Source organism: Deltaproteobacteria bacterium, from assembly GCA_016709225.1.
GTDB lineage: Bacteria > Myxococcota_A > Polyangia > Nannocystales > Nannocystaceae > Xiheibacterium > Xiheibacterium phototrophicum.
This window is the reverse complement of sequence record JADJEE010000012.1, coordinates 2,909,960-2,935,518: the sequence shown is the minus strand read 5'-3', so window position 1 is coordinate 2,935,518 and position 25,559 is coordinate 2,909,960. Positions and strand designations below refer to the sequence as shown.

Below are 25,559 nucleotides of genomic sequence, written 5' to 3'. Positions count from 1 at the left end.
TCGTGCGTACGTGGAGTGGCCGTCCGGCGTCGCGCGCATCGCCAGCCAACCCCTACTGCGGGTCGCACTGCTGCCCGTGGTGGCCGGCGGCGCATGGCTGACCGACGGTTTGCTGCGATGGCTGCTCACCGGCGCTGCGTTGGTGCTGTTGCCCGAGCTGTTGCCCGAGCTGTTGCCGCGGCTGCGCGCGCGCTTCGGCGCCGACGCGCTCGCAAGGGCCGCCGCGCGCTGCCGCTGGCGATCGTGGCCTGCGCCAGCGTGGTCCTGCTGTGGCCGCTGGTGAAGGGCGAGCCCCCGGCGACGCGGGATCACGCGATCCACTACTTCCAGACCCGCGTCTTGCTCGACGACCTGCTGCCCGAGGGCCGCTTGAGCGGCTGGACCGATCGCTTCAACCACGGCTTCCCGTTCGGCGAGGGCTACCCCACGCTGGGTTACCTCTGGGTCGCGTTCGTGCACGTGGTCAGCTTCGGCGCGATCGGCCTGCGCCACAGCTACGCGTGGGGTCTGCTGGGGTTGTGGTCGCTGGTCTCGTGGGGCGCGTGGCAGCTGGCAGCCGCGATCACGCGCGACGTGCTGACGCGCGCGCGCATCGAGTGTGACCACGAGCTCGTGGCCGCGTGGGCCGGCGCCCTCGCAGCGCTGGCGTGGCTGCTCGATCCCGGCGCCTCGCGCCTGGGCGGCTGGAACTACCTCATGTTCCACGGCGTGTGGGCGCAGCTGCTGTCGTGCGCGCTGTGGCTGGCCGCGCTGGTGTGGACGCTGCGCGCGATGGAGCACCCGAGCCCGCGGCGGCTCGCGATCGCCAGCGGGTGCGTCGCCGGCGGTCTGCTGGGGCATCCCTTCGGTCTGCTGACGTGGGCCATCGGTGGCGTCGCGTTCGCGATCGCCGTGGTCGCGACGCCCCCGGGTGCGCGCAGCCGTGCCTGTCGCCTGCGCACGATCGCAGTGGTCCACGTGCTCGGGCTCGCGCTCGCGGCCGGCGGCCTCGCGACGTTCTTCGCCGCCGCCGGTGAGCTCGGCCGCTCACCGGTCGGTTGGTCGGGGCTCGGCGCGCTCGCGATCCGGCTGCTGAGCGGCGAGCTGTTCGAGGGCCCGTGGGCGTGGGCCAGCGGCGGCTTCGCGATCGGCCTGGCGCTCGCGCTGTGGAGTGGCCGCACCGCCGCATGGATGGTCGTGCTCTCGTGCGTCGCCATGCTGCTGGTGGGTTCGCAGGACGGCATCACCGTGCTGCGCCTCGATCTGTTGATCGCCGCGTTCAAGAACCTGCAGTTCCCCCGCTTCGCGATCGGGCTCAAGCCCCCGATGTTCGCGCTCACGGGCACCGCGTGCGCCTGCGCAGCGGCGTGGATCCACGCGGCGATCCGACGCAACGCACCGGCCGATCCTGGGCTGCCCGTGAACTGGCTGCGCCGCGTGATCGTGGCGGTCCTGTTGGCGCCACTGGTCGCGTCGGCACTCGAGCGCGGGGGCCTGTTGGTCCATCGGCCGGTCGGGGCCGTCGACACGCTCGCCCACAGCGGCGCCGAAGCCGAAGAGGCCGCGCTCGCCTCGGCGCTGCGTGACGAGGCCACCGCGACGCCGCAGATGCGGGTGGCCTTCCTTCGCACTGGCATGGGTGGCGGCACCTATCCGCTGTTCTCGATCGCCGATGCCGGTGCCGCCGCCGTACTCGACGGTCACGTCGCGACCGTGAACTTCGAGTGGCAGATCACGCGGCGCTCGGTGGCGGTGCTGCGTCGCCTCGGTGTCACCCACGTCATCCACGATCGCCCCCTCGACGACACCGACGAAGCGCTCGCCGACGCACTCGTGCGCATCGGCGAGTACGGCAGCTACACGCTCGAACGCTTCACGCTCGCACCGGACACCGCGCCGCGCTTCGTCATCGGTGGCGGCGAGATCCATGCCTTCGAGCGCACGCGTGATTCGGTGCGCGTCGAGGTGTCGTCGCCGACGGGCGGGCGGCTGACGCTGGCGCAGGCGCCGTCTGGGCGGTGGCAGGCAACGCTCGACGGCGAGGCGATCGAGACCACCACCGCCAGCGTGTCGAGCGGCATGGACCTGCTCGCGTTCGAGCTCGATCGCCCGCTCGAGCACGCGGTGATCGAGCTGCACTACCTGCGCACGCGCGGCGAAGTCGTCCTGCCATGGGTCAGCGCGATCGCGCTGGTGCTCGCGCTCGCGATGCTGCTGCGGGGCACCGCGCTCGCGCCCCCGACCGCCGCGATCTTCGGGCCGCGCGTGCGGGTGCTCGCGCCATGGATCGCGATCGGGCTCGCGGTCCTCGGTGTCGGCGCGCTCGCACGACGACAGGCGTCACAGCTGGCCACGACCTGGCAGTCGTTCGCACAGGAGCGGTACTTCGAGCACGGACGCGGCCCTCGTTCGAGCTTCGTCACCGACCTCGTGATCCGCGGTGACCTGCAGCTCGAGCAGGGTGAGCGCCGCCTGTGCGACGGGCTCACGGGCAAAGACGCGCTGGTCGACTGCGACGAGGCCGATCACCGGCCACACACCTCGTTCACCTACGCCGACCCGTACCTCTTCCGTTGTCTGGCGTTTGGCGTCGCGCCGGGGGACACCGTGACGGTGCGGTTGGGCGCCGCCGGCGACGAAGTCATCGCGTTCCTGGCCCGGCACGGCGGCGACACGCGCTCGCGCCAGATCGAGTGGTCGACCGGCGGCAAGCGCCACCCACTGACCGGCCGCCGCGCCGACTTCCGCTTCCTCCCGCGCGACTTCGAGGGCGGCGCGGTGCTCGAGGTCACCAACACCGGCGACGACCTCGAAGACGTCTGCCTGGCGGCCGCACGCTTTCACTGACGGGCCCGACGCGCGCGTCGGCCGTCGCGCCGTCGGGGCCGCAGCCGTGGCTCCGGGTGGCCGACTTGCTTGCTGCATCGGCGCCCCCGTACACTGGCGAACGAAGATGGCAGTCTCGGGCGGCGGACAAGAGGGCGAAGCAGTCTGCGAGATCAACGTCACGCCGATGGTCGACGTGCTGCTCTGCCTGCTGATCATCTTCATGGTCGCAGCCCCGACGCCGCCCAACGAGCAGATCCAGATCTCGGTGCCGAAGGAGTCGGTCACACAGGTCCCGTCCGATCCGAACTCGCCGCTGCTGGTCGAGGTGATGGCCGACGGCCACGCCAAGCTCGGGCAACAGGATCTCTCGCCCGAGTACGAGGCGATGGTGAAGGCCTTCGAGACCAACGAGAAGGCCCAGACCGACAGCAAGGTCATCGTCACTGCCAAGGGCGAGGCCCGCTATGGCGACGTCATCCGCGTGATGACGGCGGCCCACGAAGCCGGCATCTCCGATGTCGGCATCGCGTCCGATCGCCTGTAGCGCGCCACGCTACGGCGTGATGATCACGACGGGGTGGGCGACCCGCCACGCGCTCAGCATCGAGGTCACCGCGGGCGCCGCGGCAGCCGACTCGAGCACCCGCTGCGTCTCGGCGACCGACGCGTCGGCGGCTTCGTGTTGCTCGCGAGCCCACATCACGTCGGCGAGTACGATGCGGGCGTGTGCGAACGCCTCGGGGTTCGCGGCGGGGTCGATCACGGCGACGGCCGCGGTCGCGGCGAGCTCGGCCTGCGGCCACAATCCCTGATCCTTGCGCACGCGCGCCAGCTGGGCCCATGCCTCGGCGACCGCGGGATCACGCTCGCCGAGCGCCGCGCGGCCGCTCTCCACCGCGTGCTCGAGATCCGCGGCCGCACGGTCGAGCCGCCCCGTCGACCACGCGACCCGGCCTCGCAGCAGCCAGGTATGCGCGGCGAGCTCGCCCTTGGGCGCGTCCAGCAGTGTTCGCGACGCGAGCACGACCTCGAGCGTCGCGTCGGCCTCGGCGAAGCGGCCCGCGTGGGCCTGTGCGCTCGCGAGCTCGAGCCGCAGACGCGCCACCAACGGATGCGCCGCGCCCGTGAGTTCCTCCGCCAACGACACCGCCGTGACGGCGTCCGCGAGCGCACCATCGAGATCGCCGAGCTCGCCGCGCGCCCGTGCGGCGCCCGAGGCCGCCAGCACCAGCCGCAGATCGTCGGTCGCCTCGGCCTCGCGCAGCCGATTCTGCACCGTCGAGAACGACCGCATCGCGTCCTGCCACTGCGTCGCCGCCAACGCGACCACACCTTCCTGGTACGCGACCTCGATCTCACCCCACAGGTCGTGGGGGACCCGCTCGAGCGCACCACGTGCGACCGCGAGGTGTTGACGCGCGCGCTCGACCTGGGCCTGCTCGCTGGCGAGATCGGCCGCCTGCACCGACGCCCGCAGCACCAACCCCGCATCGTCGGCGCCGAGCCCCGCCTGCAGCGCGCGCGCGAGTGCGAGCTCGGCATCGCCGAGCTGACGGTGGGCGCGGAGGATCCGGGCACGGATCAGCTCGGCCTGTCCCTGCTGCGCCCGCGCACCGTTGGACTCGGCCGACTGCAGCGCGGTCGCGACCGCGAGGCCGGCGCGCTCGAGCTGACCCAGGCTCGACTGCGCTCGCGCGTGCGCCAGGCGCTCCTCGATCGCCACCAGCTGCGGCGTCGCCACTTCGATCTCGCCGTCGCGGTCGAGGCAGCGCGCGGGTGAGCCGAGCGCGAGTGCGCTCTCGAGCAACAACGGCACCTCGGTGGAGGTGAGCCCCCGCCACGCGCCGGCGAACGCCGCGAGCTCGTCGCGCCATTGCGACAGACATGACAGCCTCGCGGCGCCGCCGCTCTCGTCGCCCTCACACGCCGCGGCATGCAGCTGCTCCCAGCGCGCGACCTCGCGATCGACCATCGCGGCGCTGCTGCGCCAGATGGTCGCGCCCCACGGCGATGACTCGGCCACCTGAGCCACGCGACCGCGGGAGTCGTCGTCCCAGACCTGCGCCGCGGTGGGCTCCTCGCCCGCGCAGGGACCCTCGGGTCGCGCGCGGACGATCGCGATGGCGATCGCGCCCACGATCGACATCGCGCCACCGGCGAGCGCCGCCTGCCCGAGTCGTCGGCGACGGCGCTTCGCACCCTCGATGGCTTCGAGCCACGCGTCCATGCTCGGATGGCGCCGCTCGGGATCGCGAAGCAGGCCGCGCAACACGATGGCCGCGAGCCAGTCGGGCACGCGGGAACGCAGCGGGATGTCGGGCGGAATGCCGGCCAGCACGCGCTTGCGCAGACCATCGGGGTCGGGCGCATCGAAGGGCGGCCGCTGGAACAGGGCCTCGAACAGCGCCGCACACAGGGCGAACTGATCGACCCGGGCATCGCTCACGCCCTCGTACTGCTCGGGTGCCGCGTAGATCTGCGTGCGCTCGCCGATCGGCACCGTCTCCTCGTCCGCCGCCAGCGGGTTGCCGCGGACGACCGTGCGCGCCTCGTCGTGGAAGGGGTTGTTGGTGCCGAGGCCGAAGTCACCGACCTTGACGTGGCCGTGTGCGTCGACCATGACGTTCGACGGGCGAAACGCCCCGTGTGCGACGCCAACGCGATGCGCGGCCGCGAGCCCGCGCGCCGCCGCCACGAACACGTCGACGATGTCGCGCCAGCCACGAGCGGCGGCGCGCATCCACTGCGCCAGCGTGAGGCCCTCGCACAGCTCGGTCGCGATGTAGGGCTGCCCTTCCTGGGTGCCGGACTCGAAGACTTGCACGACGTTGTCGTGCTGTAGCTGCGCGAGCGAGCGCGCGGCGAACTGCCATGGCGGATCGGCACCCGCCATGGGTGGCGCGACCGCGAGCAGCCGAAGCGCGACACGCCGGTGGGACTCGCGATCCTCGGCGGCATAGACCGCGCCGTGCTCCCCCATACCGATGCGATGCAGCAGCGTGTAGCGGCCCACATGGGCGGGCGGCGACGCGGGTCGCTGCGGGCGCGCCGGCGTGGGCACGGCCGAGAGCACCACCACCGTCGGCTGCGAGCGCAGCGCGGGATCGTCATCGAGCTCGAGCTCGCCGGCGGCCGCCGCCGTCGGTGCGGGCGCAATCACGGTCTGTGAGGTGGGCGGCGGCGATATCGGCAGCGCGAGCGTCGGCAGCTCGGCGTCCCCCGAGGACGTCGTCGCGGCGTGCTGGGTGACCTCGGCGTCGGGCTCGGGATCGAACGCGTCGATCGTATCGATCGCGAGCATGCGAGTAGGTTCGGCATCTTCGAGGTCGGTGCGCGCCAGCTCGGCGACGAGGGTGAAACACACCGCACACGCATCGAGGTGCTCCTCGACCTGTGCGGCATCGACCATCCGCAGCGCACCGGAGGCGAACGCGACCAGGGTGTTTTCGTCGGGGCAGGCCATCGCGGGCGCGGAATCAGCCGATCGTGCTCGAGTCGATGCGTCGTCGCGATCGCGATCGTTCGCGATCGCGAGCATCTCACAAACGACTCACCGTCGTTCCGACACCCGACATCACCGCGCACGTGTGCAGCGAACGCGTCCTTTGCGGGCATTCGCGTGTTGGACATCACCACGGGATCATGCAATCTCGGGAGCGTGGGGACGGGCGACGTGCCGACGCTCGCGAGCGATCCGTTCGCGGACGAGGCGTTTGGACAACGACTCGTGCGGGTCGGCGCCACCGTGGCGACCTGCGTGTGGGGCAGCTTCGCGGCCGCCACCGCCATCATCCACGGCCACACGCTCGCGGTGGTGATCATGGCCTCGCTGACGATGGCGAACGCAACCTTGGTGCTGCTACACCGCCGGATCGGTAGCGGAGTCGGTGGGCCGGCGTTCTCGCTGCTGCTCTACCTCGGCGTCTTCGGCGTCGGTGTTGCGCGCGGCGGCTTCGAGCCCGCCATCGCGGCGTGGAACCTGGTGCTGCCGCTGTCGTCGGTGCTGGCCGGGCGTCCGCGGCGGGCGTGGCTCTTCGCCGCGCTGGCGGTGCTGCAGCTGGTCGCGCTGCTGTTCGCCGAGCGGCTGCACGTGCTCGGGCCGCGCCTGCCGAACTCGATCGCCGGTCAGCTGATCTCGATCGCCGGTCTGCTCGCCGTCGTCGTGTTGATGGCGACGATGTTCCACCGCGCACGCGCGTCGGCGTTCCGCCAGTACGCCGCGCTGCAGCGCGAGCTGTTCCAGGCCCAGCAGCTCGACAGCCTCGGCCGTCTCGCCGGCGGCATCGCCCACGACTTCAACAACCTGCTGTCGGTGATCCACGCCCGCATCGATCTCGCGACGATGGCGGGCGTGACCGAGCGGCAGCGCGACGAGGACCTCCGTGCGATCCGCGAGGCCGCTCGGCAGGGGGCCGCGTTGTCGCGCCAACTGGTGGCCTTTGCCGGCCGCGAGTCCGGCCCGCCGGAGCCGGTCGAGCCGGGCGAGGTGGTGGCCGAGATCCAGCGCTTGCTCGCGCGGGTGCTGCCGCGCGGCATCCGGCTCGAGACCGACGTCGATCCGTGCACCCCGACGATCTCGGTGAGCCCGCAGCACCTGCACCAGATCCTCATGAACCTCTGCCTCAACGCCCGCGACGCGATGCCCGAGGGCGGCTGCATCCGCGTGTCGACGCGGGCGCTGACGCTGCCGGGTCACCGGCGCGCGCGCCCGCGCGAGCTGTACGTGCGGATCTGCGTGGAGGACGACGGCATCGGGATGTCCGAGGACATCCGCAGCCGCGTCCTCGAGCCGTTCTTCACCACCAAGGCCAAGGGCACCGGGCTGGGTCTCGCGACCGTGCATCGCATCGTCCGCGAGTACGACGGCCGACTCGAGGTCTACTCGGCGCCCGGTCACGGCAGCACGTTCGAGGTGCTGCTGCCGGCTGCGAGCGACCGCAACTGTGCCACTGGGCGGGGCCTGGTGGTGCGCTCAGCCGAAACCTAGCGCGCGACCGCCCTGGTACACCAGGAGCGCGGCGAGGTACGCGAACGCGGTCATGCTGAAGAACATGAACGCCGGCCAGCGCCACGACTGCGTCTCGCGACGCACGACCGCGAGCGTCGACATGCACTGGCACGCGTAGACGAAGAACACCATCAGCGCGAGGCCGGACAGCGGCGTGTGGACCGGCTCGCCGGTCTCGGGGTCGCGATCGTCGCGGATCGCCTCGCGCAGACCGACCGGCTCGTCGTCCTCGGACTCCATGCCGTAGACGACGCCGAGCGTGCCGACCAGCACCTCGCGCGCCGCAAAGCTCGCGATGATGCCCACGCCCATGCGCCAGTCCTGTCCGATCGGCTCGAGCGCGGGCTCGAGCGTCTGCGCCGCGCGCCCGCCGTAGCTGCGCGAGATCTCGGTCGCGCCGGCCGAGCCCGCGCCGGTCTCTTCGCGCGGGAAGCTGAGCAGCGCCCACAGCACGATCGTCAGCCCGACGATGACGGTGCCGGCGTTGCGCACGAAGTCCATCGTGCGGTCGTAGACCACCAAGAAGGTGTTGCGCAGCCTCGGCATGCGATACGGCGGCAGCTCCAGCACCAACGGCGGCGTGGGGCTACGCAGCAAGGTGCGCTTGTAGAGGAAGCCGACCCCGAGCGCCGACACGGTCGAGAGCGCGTACATGCCGAGCATGATGCCGGCGCGCTCGAGGTTGCCGCCCTCGCGATCATCGGTGACGAACAACGCACCGATGACGAGGCTGTAGATCGGCAGTCGCGCCGAGCAGCTCACGTACGGGATCATCAGGATCGTCACCAGCCGATCCTTGAAGCTGGTGATCGCCCGGGTGCCGAGGATCGAGGGCACCGCGCACGCATAGGCCGACAGCAACGGGATGAACGCACGCCCATGCAGGCCCAGCCGCGACATCAGGCGATCCATCAAGAACGCGGCACGAGCGAGGTAGCCGCTGTCCTCGAGCGCGCCGAGGAACAGGAACAACATCGCAATCTGCGGCACGAACACCAGCACGTTGCCGGCCCCGGCGAGCACGCCGTCGGTCAGCAGCTCGGTCAGCAGGCCCGGTCCGAGCAGCGCCGCCAGCTGACCGGAGCACCAGCCGATCACCGCCTCGATGCCGTCCATGAGCGGCGCAGCCCAGGTGAACACCGCGGTGAAGATCGTCGCCATCACCAGGCCGAACACCGCGAGCCCGAACACGCGGTGCGTGAGCACGCGATCGATGCGAGCCGAGCGAGCCATGGCCGGCGCGACCGCGGCGGTCTTCGGCGTCGAGTCGTGGGCTCCGAGTGCCGCCACCAACACGCGATCGACCTCGGCGTAGCGGGCGGCGATCAGCTCGCGGGCGCCACCGCAGCGGCCGGCGCTCGACAGCCGCGCGAGCCGCTCGAGCTCGTCGGCGGTGGCGCCGAACTCGGCCGCGGTGCCGGCCGCACCGGTGCAGAGCAGCCACCGCGAACGCGCGTCGTCGCCTCCGAGCGTGCGCAGGCCGGCGAGCGCGGTCTGCCCGCTGGCATCGAGCGGCGCGAGCCGGGGCGTGCGGCGCTGCGGCAGCGCGGCGATCGCCCGCACGAGCGCATCGCAGCCGGCACCACTGCGACCCGAGGTCGCGACCACGGGCACGTCGAGCACCTTCGCGAGCGCATCGGCATCGACCGGCAATCCCAGCTGGGCCGCGGTGTCGCTCATGTTGAGCGCGATCACCATCGGCACGCCCAGCTCCGCCACCTGCAGCGCGAGGTAGAGGTTGCGCGCCAGGTTGGTCGCGTCGACCACCACCACCACGCCACCCAGGGTGGGATCGGACAGCTCGCGCTGCGCGACCGCCTCGTCCTGCGCCGTCGCGGTGAGGCTGTAGCAGCCGGGCAGATCGAGCAACGTCAGTGGCCGACCGGCGCCGAACTTGGGCGCGATGGTGCCCTCGAGCCGATCGACCGTGACGCCGGCGTAGTTGCCCACGCGATGCCGCGCCAGCGTGAGCTCGTTGAAGAGGCTGGTCTTGCCGACGTTGGGGTTGCCGAACAGCGCGATGCGCCGCGGCGGTGTCTCGACCGACGACACGCTCATGCGACGCGGACCCGCGCAGCCTCGGCGCGACGGAGCGAGATGTGGAAGCCACGCAGGGTGAACTCGAGTGGATCGCCCAGCGGCGCCGTCTTGACCAGCGCGACCTTGGTGCCGGCCGTGAAGCCCATCTCTTGCAGGCGGATCGCGACGGCGCCATCGCCTTCGACGCTGTCGACGGTGGCGGTCTCGCCGACGGCGAGCTGATCGAGCGCGCGCGTGCTCAAGGGGGGCTAGCATCGAGCGGGCCCGGAGCCGCGGTCAAGGCCGATGGCCACCGCGAGCCGGCTGCGGCCGCGTTCGCGCGAGCAGGGTCACGCCTTCGGCGCCCGCGTGCAGGTCGCACGAGGGCGCCGGGGGCGACCGTTGCTGATAGGCTGCAGCCCGCGCGCCGGTGCAGCAGCTCGCCCGGTCCCGAGCCGGCGAGCTGGGCAGTCGCCAAAGGCGTGCACACGAGGAAACCGCACATGGAATACCGCACGCTGGGCAAGAGCGGTCTGCGGGTGTCGACGCTGTGTCTCGGCACCATGACCTTCGGCGAAGCCGACGCATCATCGTTCATGCACAACGTCGGGTGCGACGAGGACACCGCGACGACGATCATGAATCGCGCGCTCGACGGCGGCGTGAACTTCTTCGACACCGCCGACGTGTATGGCCAAGACGGCCTGACCGAGCGCGTGATCGGCCGGTGGTTCGAGCGCGACAAGCGGCGCGACGAGGTCGTGCTTGCGACCAAGTTTCGCTTTCGCATGGGCCGCGGCGCCAACGGCTCGGGCGCATCGCGCTACCGCATCATGCGGGCCTGCGAAGATAGCCTGCGACGGCTCAAGACCGACCGCATCGATCTCTATCAAGTGCACATGCAGGACGTCGAGACGCCCGAGCAGGAGACCCTGCGCGCGCTCGACGATCTCGTGACGCAGGGCAAGGTGCTCTACGTCGGTGCCAGCAACTACGCCGCGTATCGACTCGCCGACAGCGTGTGGACCAGCCGCACCCAGGGACTGGTGGGGTTCATCTCGCTGCAGGCGCAGTACAGCCTGATCGCCCGCGAGATCGAGCGCGAGCACGTGCCGCTGTGTCGCGAGCACGGCGTCGGCATCCTGCCGTGGTCGCCGCTCGCCGCGGGTCTGCTGTCGGGCAAGTACCGCGGCAGCCAGCGACCGCCGGCGGGCAGCCGCCTCGATCAGTGGAAGGACCGCTGGGGTCGCCTCGACAACGACCGCAGCTGGCGGATCGTCGACGCGATCGTGATGATCGCGGCCGAGATCGGCGCGACCCCGGCCCAGGTCGCGCTCGCGTGGCTGCTGCGCAAGCCGGCGGTGACCTCGGTGGTGTTCGGCGCGCGCTCGCTCGCGCAGCTCGACGACAACCTCGAGGCGGCGGCCGTGAGCCTGCCCGACGAGATGGTCCGCAAGCTCGACGAGGTGTCGGCGTTCGACCTCGGCTACCCGTACGACTTCATGGCGCGCATCCAGGGCCGCTGGTAGCCGGAGACCGTCGCGCTCCCGGGCTTACGAGCACGGCAGCCAGCGACACGCGAGTTGTCGGTCCCGTACGAGTGATCGCGTAGCCGACCGCTGGCCTGCCATCGAGGCTTGCCCGCGCACCACCGCCTTCGTGCACCATGCTCGCGATGATCCCGACGTCGTTGCGCGCAGTCGTTCCGGTTTCCACCTTCGGCTTGGTCGGCCTGCTGCTGCTCGGCTGCGGCAGCGACGGTGGCGACACGGGCAGCACCGCCGCCGCCGACAGCAGCGGCACCAGCGGCGGCACCAGCGGCGGCAACACGCTGACCACCACCGTCGCGGCCGAGAGCTCGTCCGGCACCAACCCTGGTACGGGTGACGTGAGCACTGCCGATCCCGCGAGCTCGTCGAGCGGGGGCGGCGACAGCAGCAGCGGCGGCGAAGATCCGCTGTCGTACGCCGGCGAGATGAACGGCTACCGCTGGGAGTTGCCCTGCGAAGATCCCTCGGCGCGCGACACCTGCCCGTGGGACCCGGCGCTGCTCGAGGGCGCGCTCGACGACCCGCAGTACACCCTGCATCGCGAGACGCTGGTGACCTTCGGCGGCGACGCCAACGTCGTCTACGACGTGACGATTCGGATCCGCGGCGTGACCGAGCCCAAGAACTTCGACGGTGGCGAGGTCCAGCAAGACCACTTCCAGATCGGCGGTACGCCGACCGTCGACGACTACAACATCTACGCGATCGACGTCGCCGATCCGCAGCAGCGCTACACCATCAATCGCCACGAGACGCCGCACAATCACTTCTTGTTCGTCATGGACTACACCGTCACGATCCCGATCCGCGGCGGCACCACGGTCGGGCTCGAGATGATGGACCCCAACAACATCGCCATTGCGAACCCCGGTGGCGCCAGCGGACAGATGGATCCGTTCGTGGTGCCCGACATCCCGCCCGCGCCGGAGCCGTTCTACGGCCAGTTCGCGCAGCTCGACGTGATCTCGGTCGTGCCCCAGTAGCACGTCGGCAACCGCCGGGCGCCGCACACGATCGGCGTAGCGCGGCTTGCATCCTCGGCACCCACGCGCCTCTTCGTCGGCACGCGCTGGGGCCTCGCGACCACGACCGCCGCTGCGACGCTCGCAATCACCGATGTCCCGCGTACATCGATTGCGCGCGCTACGGATCGCCGTGCATCTACGGTTGAGTCGCTCGCCACCCACGCGCATGCTGGCGAGTGATGACGCGGCACGCACTCGTGGCGAGCGTACTGTTGTCGAGCGGCTGCTATGTCGGACTCGACGCGGGCAAGGCCAGCGGCGGCGCCGGAGCCGACGACGCGGCCGACTCCGGCGGTAGCGACGGCGGGGTCCCGGCCAGCTGCGAGGGCAGGATCCACCCCGGCAGCGCACCGCTGCGACGGCTGACCCGATTCGAGTACAACAACACCGTCCGCGATCTGCTCGGCGACGACACGCTGCCGGCCAACGCGTTCCCCAGCGAGGAGAGCGGCAACGGCTTCGGCAACGACGCCGCCGCGCAGTCGGTCTCGAGCCTGCTCGCAGAGCAGTACGCGACCGTGGCCGAGGGTGTGGCGACGCGCGTGATCGAGAGCCCCGATCGTCTCGCCGCGCTGGCACCGTGCACCACCGCGATCGGCGAGGGCAGCGACGCTGCGAGCGAGTCCACCTGCGTGCGCGACCTGGTCGCGTCGCTGCTGCCGCGGGCGTGGCGACGACCGGTCGCGGCCGACGAGATCGACGAGCTCGTGGCGCTGTATCAGGGCGTGCGCGGCGACGCCACGTTTCCGGTCGGCGTCGCCGCGGTGGTCGAGGCGGTGCTGCAGTCGCCCGATTTCCTCTACCGCGTCGAGCGCGGTGAGCTCGACGACGACGGCAACCTGCGACCGACCGGCCACGAGATGGCGACGCGCCTGTCGTACCTCTTCTGGGGCACGATGCCCGACGAAGCGTTGTTCGCGGCCGCCGAGCAGGGCGAGCTGTCGAACCCCGAGGGCGTGCTGGCCCATGCCGAGCGCCTGCTCGACGACGAGCGCTCGCGACCGATGGTGCGCTTCTTCTTCGACAACCTGCTGCCCCTGCAGGGGCTGTCGCAGCTCGAGCGCGACCCCGTGCGGTATCCCGCCTACACCCCGCAGCTCGGCGCGAGCATGCGCGAGGAGGCCCATCAGCTGCTCGCCTACGAGATCTTCGAGGGGCCCGGCACGTGGACCGACGCGCTGACCGCCCCATACACCTTCGTCGATGCGACGCTCGCGGCGTTCTACGGCATCGAGGGTGTCACCGGCGACGCCTTCCAGAAGGTCGAGCAGGACGGCACGCAGCGGCTGGGCCTGCTGACGCAGGCGGGCATGGTCGCCGGCACCATCCACTCCAACGAGACCAACCCCGTCGTGCGCGGCTCGTTCATCGTGCAGAAGCTGATGTGCAAGGCCATCCCGTTGCCGACCGGCGACGTGCTCGATCAGGTCAAGCCACCCGATCCCTACTCCGGCGACACCGCGCGCGATCGCTTCGGCAAGCACAGCCAGGATCCGGTGTGCGCCGGCTGCCATCGCTTCATGGATCCCGTCGGCCTCGCGCTCGAGAACTACGACGCGATCGGGCAGTGGCGCGATCGCGAGAACGACGTGGTGATCGACGCCCGCGGCGAGCTGCCCGGCATCGAAGGCACGTTCGACGGTCCCATCGAGCTGGCGCGGGCGATCGCCGGCGCAGAGGCGACGCAGACCTGCTTCGCCCACCAGTGGGCCAGCTTCGCGTACGGCCGCACGCTGGACGACGACGACGCCTGCACCGAGAGCCACCTCGCCGACGCGTTCGTCGCGTCCGGCAGCGACATCCGCCAGCTGTTGCTCGACCTCACCCAGACCGACGCGTTCCTCTATCTCCCCCGCGCGTCCGAGGAGGACCCATGAGCGTGCGACGAATCCCCCGACGCGCGGTGCTCCGCGGTGCCGGCAGCATCGCGATCGCGCTGCCATGGCTCGAGCTGATGGGCGAAGGCCGCGTCGCGCGGGCTGCCACCGCGGCCAAGCGCTTCATCTCCGTCTACACCCCGGGCGGCGCCGTGATCGACGACGGCAACGGCGAGAACCGCTGGCGCCCGACCGGCAGCGAGACCGACTTCACGCTGTCACCGATCCTCACCCCGCTCGCGCCGATCCAGCACAAGCTGCTCGTGGTCGACGGCCTCGCGATGGCGAGCGCGCAGGGTGAGCAACACCAGGCCGGCATCATCGCGTGGCTCACCGGCACGACCCAGCAAGGCGGTGGCTACGGCGCTGGCCCCTCGATCGATCAGGTGATCGCCAACCGCGTGTCGACCAACAACCCCATGAAGAGCCTGCAGATCGCGGTTCGTTGGGGCACCGGCAAGTCGCACGGGCTGCTGCACCCCATCAACTGCGTGAACTTCGAGGACAACGGCACCTACTCGCCGATCCCCCCGCGGCTCGACCCACAGTCCATCTTCGACCAGCTGTTCGGTAGCCTCGACCCCACCGACTCGGCCGACTTCCAGGCCAAGCTCGCGCGCAAGAAGTCGATCCTCGACTACGTCGATCGCCGCTTCGAGTCGGTCTCGCCCAGCCTCGGCGCAGCCGACAAGCAGAAGCTCGAGCAACACCTCGACAAGATCCGCGAGCTCGAGCAGTCACTCGACGACGTGGTGATGCCGACGGCGATCTGCAAGCTACCCGACGAGGTCGACACCTCCGACTACAATCCGACCACCGGGCTCGACTCGGCCGACGACGGCTCGATCGCAGACGTGAACACCGACGAGGCCATCCCCAAGGTCGGCAAGTTCATGATGGACATGCTGGTGATGGCGCTGGCCTGCGACATCACCTCGGTGGCGTCGCTGCAGTGGAGCGACACCGAGGCCAAGCACACCTTCCCGTGGCTCGGGCTCGACCAGCACCACCACTTCTACCAACACGACGGCGGCTTCCGTCCGGTGGAGTGCGAGCAGATCTACACCTGGTACGCCGAGCAGCACGCATACCTGCTGCAGCAGCTCGACGCCGTCGATCTCGGCGGCACCACGCTGCTCGACGAGAGCGTGGTGTTCTTCGGCACCGAGCTCGCGCAGCCGCCATCCCACGACAAGAGCAACATGCCGTTCCTGCTCGCGGGCGGCGGCGGCGGTCTGCGTGGTGGCCGTTTCCTGCGCAACGAGGGCCTCGCCGACCCCTCGCACAACAACCTGCTGGTCGCGATCCTCAACCTCTTCGGCGACGAACGCACGAGCTTCGGCGATCCCGCCTTCTGCAGCGGCCCCTACGCGGGCCTCACCTGACCAGTGGCGGGCCACCACCGCGCCGCCGCCGCAGGGCCGACACGAAGGTCGGGCGGCGCATCGCCGATGCAGCCGAGCATGTCGCCCGTCGCCGCACGAGCCCCCGCACCCGCGGCCTTCGAAGCCGCGATGCTGCGCAAGGTCAACGAGCAGCAGAAGCTCGAGGGCGAGGCCATGGTGAAGCTGGTGGAGTCGACGCAGACACCTGCTCCGCGTGCCGACGGCACCGGCACGCTGGTCGACACCAGCGCGTGAACGATCGCCGCGACGAGCCTGCTCGCGGCCGACCCACGCGCACGGCTCAGCGGTGGCGTCGAACGAATGCAGCCAAGCCGCGGCCGATCGCGTCGGGGTGATCCTCCTGCAGGTAGTGCACCCCGGCGCCGAGCTCGATGACCTCGAGCTCCGGCAGGTTGGCGCGACACCACGCGATCGCGTCGGGGGTGCCGATCGCGCCGGGCGTGGCCGCGAACAGCAGCTTGGGGATCTCCGAGCGCATCAGTGCCTCGCGGTACTCGTTCACGATCGCGACGACCTCGGGTGGCTTCCCGGCGACCGGGATCTGCCGCGGCCACGCGAGCGTCGGTCGGCGCGACGCGGGGTCGGGGAACGGCTTGCGGTAGGCCGCCATGGCCTCGGGCGCGAGGCCTGCGAGCACCGACCCCGGCAAGATCTGCTCGACGAACACGTTGCGCTCGAGCACGAGGTCTTCTCCCACGCCGGGCGTGCAGATCGCGACGAACAGATCGCGCTGCGGCGGCGGGAACACGTCCCAGCTCGGCAGCGGCATCAAGATCGCCTCCATGAAGGCGATCGCACGCACGCGCTCGGGGTGGCGCATCGCCCATGCGAAGCCGAGCGCGGAGCCCCAGTCGTGCAGCACCAGCGTCACGCGATCGAGGTCGAGCGCGTCGATGAATGCGTCGAGGTAGCGGGCGTGATCGACGAAGCGGTACTCCGAATCGATCTTCTCGGAGTCGCCCATGCCGATGAGATCCGGCGCGATGCAGCGGCCCAGGCCCGACACATGCGGGATGATGTTGCGCCACAGATACGACGAGGTCGGGTTGCCGTGTAGGAACAGGATCGGATCGCCACTGCCTTCGTCGAGGTAGGCCATCGACGCGCCGAGCACGTCGATGTGCTTCTTGGTGAACGGAAAAGCCGGTGAGGCGGGGGTGGGCTGGGTCATGGCGGGTCCTCCAGATGGTCGGTGTCGAGGGTCGTGAGCATTTCGCGAACGACCACCACGAAGTCGCGGCGGTGCTCGAGTTCGGGATCGGCTTGGAAGAACGCGGCGACGCGGCGCATCTGCTCGAACGTCGAGATGTGACGTCGCAGCTGCACGAGGTCGCCGTGCTTGGCTTCGAGGGCGTTGGGATCGACCCGGCCGAGTGCGAGCGCGCGGCCGAGACGCGCGTGGCAGCGGCAGGGCGCGACGGCGTCGTAGACCCCGCAGTTGCGGCCGAGGAACTCCTGCATCGCCGCGCGCGCGCGGCTCAGCCGCTTGCGATGGGTGGCAGCCTCGATCTCGAGCACCTCCGCCGCGTCGACCGACGACAGCTCGAGCACGTCCCCGAGCACGAAGGCAATGCGATGATCGCCGTCGAGACAGTGCAGCATCGCGCGGGTGCAGGCGATCTTGATCTGTCGGTGCAGCAGTGCGTCTTCGATGCGCTCGGGTGCCTCGTGATCGGCACCGTCGGCGAGGTCGGCGCTGAACTCGTCGAAGCTGTAGCTGGCGCGCGCGGCCCGGTGCTCGCGGAAGTCGAGGATCCGCCGCACCGCGATGCGCAGGGCCCAGGTTGTAAAGCGGGCCTCGCCGCGGAACTGCCCCAGCCGCGTGACGATGCGGATCAGCGATTCCTGCGTGGCGTCCTCGGCATCGCCTGCATCACCCAGCATGCGCTGGGCGACCGCAAAGACGGGCCCCTGCAACGCACGGACGACGGCGGTCACCGACGCGGAGTCGCCGGCGGTTGCGCTGACGACGAGCGCGGTCTCGATCTCGGGCAGGGCTCGTGACATGGTCGAGAGGTTAGACGGGGGCTCGACGACCGCCGTGACCAGAAATCGACGGCCCTTGCGGTAGTCTCCCGCGCGACGTGAGCGACCCGCTGCCGATCGATGCGCTGGTGCCGGAGGTGCTCGCGGCGCTGCGGGCCGGCCGCGACCTCGTGATCCAAGCCGAGCCCGGCGCCGGCAAGACCACGCGCCTGCCGCTGGTGATGCGCGAGGGCGGCTGGGCCGATCACGGCGAGATCTGGGTGTCGCAGCCGCGCCGCATCGCCGCACGGATGGCCGCGACGCGGGTCGCGTCGTTGCTCGGCGAGAGCGTCGGCGGCACGGTCGGCTACCAGGTCCGCTTCGACGCCAAGACCTCGGAGGCCACCCGCATCCGCTTCGTCACCGAGGGCATCCTCGCGCGACGCCTGGTCGATGATCCGCAGCTGAAGGGCGTCGCTGCGGTGGTGTTCGACGAGTTCCACGAGCGCCACCTCGACGCCGACCTCGCGCTGGCGTTGGTCCGCGCGCTGCAACGCGGCACCCGCCCGGATCTGCGCGTGGCGGTGATGTCGGCGACGCTGCAGCCGGGACCGATCGCGCAGTGGCTCGGCGCCGTGCCGCTCTTCTGCGAGGGCCGGGCGTATCCGGTGACGATCGCGTACGCGACCGATAAGTCCGATCGACCGCTGGGCGCCCAGGTCGCGGCTGCGCTGCGCGAGCTCGGTCGCGAGCGGCTCGACGGTGGCAGCGCGCTGGTGTTCCTGCCGGGCGCCCGCGAGATCCGCGAGTGCCAGCAGAGCTGCGCCAGCGTGGCCGACGCGCTCGGCCTCGAGGTGGTGGTGCTGCACGGAGAGCTGCCGGCCGACGAGCAGGATCGTGCGGTGCGACCGGGCGCGCGCGCGAAGCTGGTGCTCGCCACCAACGTCGCGGAGACTTCGATCACGATCGCGGGCGTGTCGTGCGTGATCGACAGCGGGCTGGTGCGGCAAGCCAGCCACGATCCGTGGACCGGCCTTGGCACGCTCGCGCTCGCACGCACGTCGAAGGCGTCGGCAGAGCAGCGCGCCGGCCGTGCCGGTCGCACCCGCGAAGGCCACTGCGTGCGGCTGTACGCGCGGGCCGACTTCGATCGCCGACCCGCCTTCGACACGCCGGAGATCCACCGCATGGATCTCGCCGGCGCGGCGCTGTCGGTGCGCGCAGCGGGCTTCGCCGGCCTGGCCGCGGTGCCGTGGTTCGAGCCGCCGCCCGAGCCGGCCTGCAAGGCCGCCGAGGAGCTGTTGCTGCGGCTCGGAGCGATCGATGCCGTCACCGGGGCGCCCAGCGATCGCGGTCGCGCGCTGCTGCGCTACCCGGTGCACCCGCGACTCGCCCGCGTGCTGCAGGCGGGTGCGTCCCTGGGGGTCGGCCACGCCGCCGCAGGGGCAGCCGCGCTGCTGTCGGAGCGTTCGATCCGACGCGGCGGCCCCGAGCGATCGCGACGCGCGGCGACCACCGCGAGCTCCGACGTCGTGGTCGACCTCGACGATCTGCGGGCCTTCGAGCGCGACCCCGGTCGCGCCGGTGGACTGGGACTCGACCATGGCGCGTGTCGGACCGTGCTCGAGGTGTGGCGCTCACTCGCGCGTGGCAGCAAGCGCGAGCAGGACCTCGACGAGGACGCCCTCGGCGTCGCACTGCTGTCGGGCTTCCCCGATCGCGTCGCGGCCGTGCGCCCCGGGGCCGCGGGCGCGCGTCGCAAGCTCGCGTTCGCCGGCGGTGGCGGCACTGCCGAGCTGGCGGAGGACTCTGCGGTGCAATCGGCCGCGTTCGTGGTCGCACTGCAGGCGACCGCTCGTCGCGAGGGCGCCTCGGGCCCGCAGGTGCTGGTCAACCTCGCGGCCGCGATCGAGCCCGAGTGGTTGCTCGAGCTCGACATCGATCGCCTCGAGGAGCGTCGCGTGGCCGGCTTCGACGCCGAGCGCGAGCGGGTCGACGCGGTGGTCGAGACCCGCTGGGATGGCCTGCTGCTCGAGTCGCGGCGCGAACACGAGCCCAGCGAGGCCACCGCGAACGCGTTGTTCGAGGCAGCGCGCGCGCGCGGGGCCTCGGCGTGGATCGACGAGCCCGACGCACTCGCGGAGCTCTCGGCCCGCGCCGCGTTCGCCCACGGCATCGACCCCGCGATCCCGCTGCTCGACGCCGGCGCCTTCGATCAGGTGCTGCGTGAGGCCTGCAATGGGCGACGCTCCTTCGCGGAGCTCCGCCGCGCCGATCTGCTCGGCGCGCTGCTCGGCACGCTCGGCAGCGCCCGCGATCGCTTCGAGCGCATCGCCCCGGCCCATGTCGCGCTCGACGGGCAGCGACGCGTGCGCGTCCACTACGAGCCCGACCAGCCGCCGTGGATCGAATCGCGGCTGCAGGACTTCTTCGGCAGCCTCGCGGGCCCGCGCGTCGCCGAGGGTCGCGTGGCGGTCGCGATCCGCCTGCTCGCGCCCAACCATCGACCGGTCCAGATCACCACCGACCTCGCGGGCTTCTGGGACCGCCACTACGCGGAGATCCGCAAGGCGCTGATGCGACGCTATCCGCGGCACGACTGGCCAGAGGACCCACGCACCGCGCGTCCTCCGGCGCCCCGCGGTCGACGGTAGCGTCGGCGTCGGCGGTTCTCAGGTCGGCGCACGGCGTCGCACCGTCGAGACCTCGCGGGGTTCGACGCGAGTCTCGCGTGCGGGCGCCAACAAGCCCGCGGCGCCTGCGATTCGGAGCGCGCGCGCAACCGCAGCGTTGATCTCCGGCCCGTCGGGCGGAGCGTTGCGCGCCACGAGGTCTTCCATGCGCCCGACCAACGCCTCGAGACGCGCGCGCGCGGCGGCCAGCCTCACCCGCGGATCGGGGATGTCGCGGAAGTCGAGATCACGGCGGGGATCGTCGAGCGGACGGTCTCGCCAACGCCCGCTGTCCGCCAGCCCCTGCGGCATGTAGCGGAACACCGGCGTCGGAATGAGCACGGTGTCGTCGAACGGACGCAGCAGCGCGTCGACGCCGGTGAAGCGAACCTCGTGGGCGAGCGCCATCCTGGTGGGATCGCCCGTGCGGGGATCGACGCGAAAGGAAAGTCGTCGCTGCGCGGCGAACAGCTGCACCGAGCCGCCCGCGAACTCGTGGGTCACGCCGTCTTCGAGCGGGTGCCCGTCCCAGAACCAACGCTCGGCGTAGCCGGTCGCCGGCGCGCCCGCGAGGGTGTCGGCCGTCAGCGTGATGCGGCTGGCTTCGTGGTCGACGAGCCCGCTGTAGGCGTACTCCTTGACCGTGAAGATCGCGTGCCGCACGGTCGCGACCACCTCGCGCTGCACCGACGATCGCAACGTGACGCCGCGACGCGCCCGCTTCACCCACGCGATCCACGAGAAGGTCAGCGCGTCGGCCTCCTCGCCGACGCCGCGCTCGACCAACACCTTGGTGAGATCCCGCGCCCCCTCGATGACGAACGCAACGGTGCCGCCGGGGGGGATGGTCGCGATGGTGTGCTCGTAGCTCGCCTGCACGCACTCGTCGTAGCCGCGCCGCCAGAACAGCTCGGCGGCGCCCTCGGCGAAGGCTCGGTGCGGCCCGCGGAAGCTCAGCTCGATCGCGCCGTCGCCCGCGGGCGTCCAGTCTGCGACGTGATAGACGCCACCGCCCGACACCACGAACTCCTGCGTGGCGCCCAGCGTGACCCGCCGCCTGCCGGCCGCGTGGTAGATGCCGGCGTCGGCGTGCCCGCTCACCAACAGCCCATCGCGACTGGTGCGGAGCTCCTCGAAGAACATTGCGATGCCGGCGATCTCGGGGAGCTCGGGTAGATCGAGATCTGCGACCAAGCCACCGAGATCTCCGAAGCGGTTGATCATCGCGGTGAGGATCTGGCTGTAGAGCCCCTCGAGCAGCGCCGCGCCGAGGGTCGAGAAGAAGCCCTCGCCGATGAACCACGCCAGGAACTCGAGCCCCGGATCGGCGTCGATCTCGATCAGCTTCGGGGTTCCGACGGCGAGCCGCGCCTGCTGCGATCGATCGATGCCCAAGGGCAGCAACACGTCGAACCTCAGCGAGTCGGTGGTGTGCGCGTCGACGTAACGGATCTCGCCCTCGAACTGCAGACGAATGCCCTCCGGGGTGCAGTACGGACGAGCACCGGGCCGCACGAGCACGCGCGAGGCCGCGACCTTCTTCATCAAGCCGTCGATGGTGATCGTCACGGGATCGCCGATCGCCCCGACGAGCGACACGTTGGCCGCGCCGACTGCGTCGAGCGTCGCGGTGTGCCGATCGCCGCGGTGGGACACGACGAGCTCGCGCCCCTGGTCGGCTGCACCGAACGCGACCGCGACGCCGACGCGCCCGCTCGCGTCCGGCGGGGTGATCGTCACCGCGCCGCCGGGCATCGCGACCGTCTGCGGTGCGATCAGCACCCACGGTGATACCGAGGGTGTCAGTCGATCGTGCACGAGCCGGTCGATCAGGCCGCCGAGCACGTCCGACGCGATCACGAGGGCGAAGTTGTATGGATCCGAGGAGGGACTCTGCGGGATGGCGCTGCCGATCGCCTGCGACGGCGCGACGCCGGCATACAGGCCCACGGTCACGCCACCACACACGCGATTGCCCGCGGCCTCTGCGGTGCTAGGGAACGGCGCGAGGATGGAGCTGCGCGCCACGCCATCGATGTCGACCGGCGGTAGCGGCAACCGTTGGCTGTTCGTCCTCGCGGCGGCTGCGATCGCGGCCTTGCGCTCGGCGAGATCGCCGGGTAGGTCGAAGAGCCCGGGGGTTGCGGTCGCGCCGAGGCCGTCGGCGGCGGGGCTGACCTCGATCACGTGCAGCGCGATGTCGGCGGCGTCGACCGTCGTGAGATCGATGTCGATGTCGCCCTGCTTCGCACGCAGGTGGACGTCGCCGAGCTCGCACGCGGCCGATAGGTTGCCGAGGTTCGGCAGGCCGGCACTGGCGATGAATGGTAGCTCGATGTGCACGACGTCGGCGGGGTCACCGGCCACCGCGAAGACCCGCGGCATGCCGCACTCGACGTAGCTCGGTGCCTCCGCGGTGCCGACCGAGAGCACGTCGAGCGGCGAGTGCCCACCGGGGATCCGCGCGAGGTCGTACGTCCGCGCCGCCAGCAGCCGTGACGTCAGGGCCTCGTCGAGCTGCAGCACGACGTCGAAGCCGAAGGTGCGCACGGCGGTCATCGCGGACCTCCGTCGCTGGAGGTGCGCAAGAGCTTGCCGATCGGCGTGCAGTGGGTCTGCGTCATTCGCAAGGGAGTGTCGCGAGGGGCTCGAAGTGATCCCCTACGGGGCCCTCGCGGCCGCAGGTGGAGCGCTCCTCGCCGGCGGCTCGCGCTGCGCAACACGTGCCTCGCGGGACCTCGTCCGCGTCGCGAACGGAGCGTCATCGAGACTCCGTTCGCGACGCGCCCAGCGATCGGCGTGCCACGCGAGCCGGTGCCTTCGCAGCGCCGTGGTAGCATGCTGGCTGACGTGCCGTTCGCGATGGGGTGGATGACGTGGCATGCGAGCGCGCTGCTGCTGTCGCAGATCGGTGACCCGGTGGAGCTACGGTGGCAGGCGCCCACGCAGTGTCCCGACGCGTCATTCGTGCAGCAACAGGTGCGCGAGACCGTCGGCGCTCGCTCGCCGGAGCAGCGCGAACCACTGCGCATGCGCGCCGAGATCGACGGCCAAGATGGCGGTTACCGCCTGCGGGTGTGGTTCGACGATGACCTCGAGCCCCGCGAGCTCGAGCACGACGATTGCCTCGAGCTCGCACGCACGGCCGCCTTCCTCGCCGCGGTCGCGATCGACCCGCGCGTGTCCACGGCCGACACGACGCCGGTGAACGCAACGCCACCCGAGGTCGAGCGCCTGCTCGGCAGCGACCGCGCACACGAGGCCGCGCGGTCGTCGTCGTACGTCGGCACGACGATCGCGACACCCACGACGCGTACGCCGTCGCGCTCGAACGGCCGATCGCGTCGCGCACCGATCGCGGCGACCGGCCATGTGGTCGCGGGCTTCGGACTCGGGCCTTCGCCGCGCATCACGGCCGTGGTCGGGCTCGGCGTCGGGATCCTCGGCCGCCGCTGGCGGCTGGAGCTCGAAGCCCACGAGTGGACACCGCGGCGCCTCGACTCCCGCGCAAACCCTGACGTCGGACTGGTCGCGCAGCTGTGGTCCGTGGGCGTGCGTGGCTGTGGTGTGCTCTCGCGCGGGCGCCTCGACGCGCCACTGTGCGGGCTGGTCCAGTCGGGCCTCGTGCACGCCGAGGGCGTCGGCGCCCTCGACCCCCGGCGCGCGCGGCAGCCCTGGCTCGGCGTCGGCGTCGGTGTGGGCGTGATCGGCTGGCTCGCTTGGCGGGTCGGCCTCGGCTGCACCGTCGACGTGTCGTGGGTCGCCGTGCACGGCGGCTTCGCGAGCGTGCCCTCGGGCGACATCGACCGCGTGGGCCAGGTCGCGTTCGCGACCACCTGCGGGCTGCACTGGCGTCATCGCAACCCGACCGCGCTGGAAACCCCGCGAGCCGGACAACCGGGGAGGTGAGCCCGCCATGGCACGCGAGCCAGCGCCCGATGATGACGCCCTCGCGGCGGCGTACCGCGCCGACGCCGGCTTCGTGTGGCGCGCCGTGCAGCGACTCGGGGTCCCCGCGGACACGGCCGAGGACGCAGTGCAGGAGGTGTTCCTGGTCGCGCAGCGACGCTGGCCCGAGTTCGATGCGTCACGGGGCTCGCGACGGGGGTGGCTGCACGGCATCGCCCGCGGCATCGCGTCGAACCTCCGCCGCGGCCGTGCACGCGCCGACCGCAAGCTGGTGGTGCTCGAGCCCGGCGGCGCACTCGAGGCCCCCGATGTCGCGCTCGCACGCGCCGACGCACGTCGCATCGTGGGCGCGTTCCTCGACGGCCTCGAGCCCCACCACCGCGAGGTCTTCGCGCTGGTCGACATCGAAGGCCTGCGCGGACCCGAGGTCGCAGCGATGCTGGGCATCGAGCTGGCGGCCGTCTACTCGCGGCTGCGACTCGCGCGCAAGCGCTTCGTCGAGCACCTCGAGGCGAACGGCTTCGTCGCCGCGGAGGCGCCATGAACCCGCGTGAGCACGGCGAGCCGACCGCGCTGCCCGAGCACGCCCGCGAGCTGCTGGCGCGCTACGTCGACCTGCACACGATGTCACCCGACGCGATGGAGCGCGTGGCGCTCGGGCTCCGGCGCGCACGTTCGCGGCGCGCCACCGCGGCCACCGTGTTGATCGCGTGCGCAGTGGCGGCGGCGTGTCTACTCGCGTGGGGGCTCGCGGCGGCGTGGCGCCCCACCGCGCTGGCGGGTGCCGTGCCGGCCCACGACCAGGCCAGCGATCGCCGCGCACACGACGACGCGCCGGCGAGCGCCGCTGCCACGATCGCACCGGCGGAGCTCCCGGTCGCGACGGCGACGTCCACCGCCGCCAGCGCGAGCCCGACGACGTCATCGCCCACGCCGACCAAGCGGCCGAGACCACGGGTGGCGGTGTCCGGCAGCGTCGACGCTGCGCCGCCCGACGAGGTCCCTGCGGCGATCGGGCCCGGCGACCTCGCGGCCGAACGCGCACTGCTCTCGCGCGCCTGGCAGGCCCTCGCCGACGACGACATCGCTGGCGCGCTCGCACTCGTCGAGACCCACCGCCGGGACTTCGCCGCCGGTGCACTCGTGCCCGAGCGCGACGCGCTGGCCGCGATCGGCCGCTGCCGTCGCAGCCCCGCGGCCGGCAAGGCCATCGCCGCCGAGTTCGCGCGCGGCCACGCGAGCGCGGCGCTGCGGACCCGCGTGCGCGAGGCCTGCGAATTCGTGCGATGACGGAGCTGGAACGGGTCCGACCCGGACAAC

19 protein-coding genes are annotated in these 25,559 nt (G+C 71.5%); 13 read left to right on the top strand and 6 right to left on the bottom strand.

All coding sequences use genetic code 11. The annotated features are described in order from the left end of the window. Window positions 1–10: 10 nt before the first annotated feature. The 3 genes from IPH07_37185 (at window position 11) to IPH07_37175 (ending at window position 3,352) form a co-directional block, all read left to right on the top strand. Window positions 11–283, top strand: a complete 273-nt coding sequence (locus IPH07_37185; protein MBK6923082.1) for a hypothetical protein — start codon at window positions 11–13, stop codon at window positions 281–283. Continuing rightward, window positions 244–2,826 carry a hypothetical protein gene (locus IPH07_37180; GenBank protein ID MBK6923081.1) on the top strand — a complete coding sequence of 861 codons (2,583 nt, stop codon included), beginning with the start codon at window positions 244–246 and terminating at the stop codon, window positions 2,824–2,826. Before IPH07_37185 ends, IPH07_37180 begins: the two co-directional genes overlap by 40 nt. 106 nt (window positions 2,827–2,932) lie before the next feature. Beyond that, window positions 2,933–3,352 (top strand): biopolymer transporter ExbD, encoded by a 420-nt coding sequence (locus IPH07_37175; protein MBK6923080.1) that lies wholly within the window; start codon window positions 2,933–2,935, stop codon window positions 3,350–3,352. A 9-nt stretch (window positions 3,353–3,361) separates the two neighbouring features. On the opposite strand, the gene IPH07_37170 is transcribed toward IPH07_37175, so the two are convergent. After that, window positions 3,362–6,109, bottom strand: coding sequence for a protein kinase (locus tag IPH07_37170; protein ID MBK6923079.1), 2,748 nt, complete (start codon window positions 6,107–6,109; stop codon window positions 3,362–3,364). On the opposite strand from IPH07_37170, the gene IPH07_37165 reads away from it, so the two are divergent. Continuing rightward, window positions 6,047–7,795, top strand: a complete 1,749-nt coding sequence (locus tag IPH07_37165) for a hypothetical protein (protein MBK6923078.1) — start codon at window positions 6,047–6,049, stop codon at window positions 7,793–7,795. The two genes, IPH07_37170 and IPH07_37165, sit on opposite strands and share 63 nt — an antisense overlap. Here the strand turns inward: IPH07_37165 and feoB are convergent. Both feoB and IPH07_37155 read right to left on the bottom strand, forming a co-directional pair. After that, window positions 7,781–9,874 carry a ferrous iron transport protein B gene (gene feoB / locus IPH07_37160; GenBank protein ID MBK6923077.1) on the bottom strand — a complete coding sequence of 698 codons (2,094 nt, stop codon included), beginning with the start codon at window positions 9,872–9,874 and terminating at the stop codon, window positions 7,781–7,783. The two genes, IPH07_37165 and feoB, sit on opposite strands and share 15 nt — an antisense overlap. Further along, a complete protein-coding gene (locus IPH07_37155) occupies window positions 9,871–10,098 on the bottom strand; it encodes a ferrous iron transport protein A (protein MBK6923076.1) in 228 nt (75 codons plus the stop codon). The genes feoB and IPH07_37155 overlap by 4 nt, the downstream gene beginning before the upstream one ends. A 240-nt stretch (window positions 10,099–10,338) precedes the next feature. On the opposite strand from IPH07_37155, the gene IPH07_37150 reads away from it, so the two are divergent. The 5 genes from IPH07_37150 (at window position 10,339) to IPH07_37130 (ending at window position 15,927) form a co-directional block, all read left to right on the top strand. Next, window positions 10,339–11,364, top strand: a complete 1,026-nt coding sequence (locus IPH07_37150; protein ID MBK6923075.1) for an aldo/keto reductase — start codon at window positions 10,339–10,341, stop codon at window positions 11,362–11,364. Window positions 11,365–11,525: 161 nt separating this feature from the next. Then, on the top strand, window positions 11,526–12,368 hold the full coding sequence (locus tag IPH07_37145; protein MBK6923074.1) for a hypothetical protein: 843 nt from the start codon (window positions 11,526–11,528) through the stop codon (window positions 12,366–12,368). A gap of 221 nt (window positions 12,369–12,589) precedes the next feature. After that, a complete protein-coding gene (locus tag IPH07_37140) occupies window positions 12,590–14,287 on the top strand; it encodes a DUF1592 domain-containing protein (GenBank protein ID MBK6923073.1) in 1,698 nt (565 codons plus the stop codon). A 26-nt stretch (window positions 14,288–14,313) separates the two neighbouring features. Beyond that, window positions 14,314–15,672, top strand: coding sequence for a DUF1552 domain-containing protein (locus IPH07_37135; protein ID MBK6923072.1), 1,359 nt, complete (start codon window positions 14,314–14,316; stop codon window positions 15,670–15,672). Between the two features lie 78 nt (window positions 15,673–15,750). Continuing rightward, the gene (locus IPH07_37130; GenBank protein ID MBK6923071.1) at window positions 15,751–15,927 is read left to right on the top strand and encodes a hypothetical protein; all 177 of its coding nucleotides are present in this window, start codon (window positions 15,751–15,753) and stop codon (window positions 15,925–15,927) included. A gap of 46 nt (window positions 15,928–15,973) precedes the next feature. Here IPH07_37130 and IPH07_37125 read toward each other — a convergent pair whose 3' ends face one another. After that, a complete protein-coding gene (locus IPH07_37125; protein ID MBK6923070.1) occupies window positions 15,974–16,864 on the bottom strand; it encodes a haloalkane dehalogenase in 891 nt (296 codons plus the stop codon). Continuing rightward, a complete protein-coding gene (locus IPH07_37120) occupies window positions 16,861–17,700 on the bottom strand; it encodes an RNA polymerase sigma factor (GenBank protein MBK6923069.1) in 840 nt (279 codons plus the stop codon). Before IPH07_37120 ends, IPH07_37125 begins: the two co-directional genes overlap by 4 nt. 77 nt (window positions 17,701–17,777) lie before the next feature. On the opposite strand from IPH07_37120, the gene hrpB reads away from it, so the two are divergent. Next, window positions 17,778–20,312, top strand: a complete 2,535-nt coding sequence (gene hrpB / locus IPH07_37115; GenBank protein ID MBK6923068.1) for an ATP-dependent helicase HrpB — start codon at window positions 17,778–17,780, stop codon at window positions 20,310–20,312. An 18-nt stretch (window positions 20,313–20,330) separates the two neighbouring features. Here the strand turns inward: hrpB and IPH07_37110 are convergent, their stop codons facing one another. Continuing rightward, window positions 20,331–22,889, bottom strand: a complete 2,559-nt coding sequence (locus IPH07_37110; protein ID MBK6923067.1) for a hypothetical protein — start codon at window positions 22,887–22,889, stop codon at window positions 20,331–20,333. 291 nt (window positions 22,890–23,180) lie between these two features. Between IPH07_37110 and IPH07_37105 the strand changes: the two genes are divergently transcribed. From IPH07_37105 to IPH07_37095, 3 genes are read left to right on the top strand one after another with little or no spacing between them, the layout of a single operon-like run. Then, window positions 23,181–24,239, top strand: a complete 1,059-nt coding sequence (locus IPH07_37105) for a hypothetical protein (GenBank protein MBK6923066.1) — start codon at window positions 23,181–23,183, stop codon at window positions 24,237–24,239. Between the two features lie 7 nt (window positions 24,240–24,246). Beyond that, the gene (locus IPH07_37100; protein ID MBK6923065.1) at window positions 24,247–24,783 is read left to right on the top strand and encodes a sigma-70 family RNA polymerase sigma factor; all 537 of its coding nucleotides are present in this window, start codon (window positions 24,247–24,249) and stop codon (window positions 24,781–24,783) included. Continuing rightward, window positions 24,780–25,529, top strand: a complete 750-nt coding sequence (locus tag IPH07_37095) for a hypothetical protein (protein MBK6923064.1) — start codon at window positions 24,780–24,782, stop codon at window positions 25,527–25,529. The genes IPH07_37100 and IPH07_37095 overlap by 4 nt, the downstream gene beginning before the upstream one ends. Window positions 25,530–25,559 lie beyond the last annotated feature (30 nt).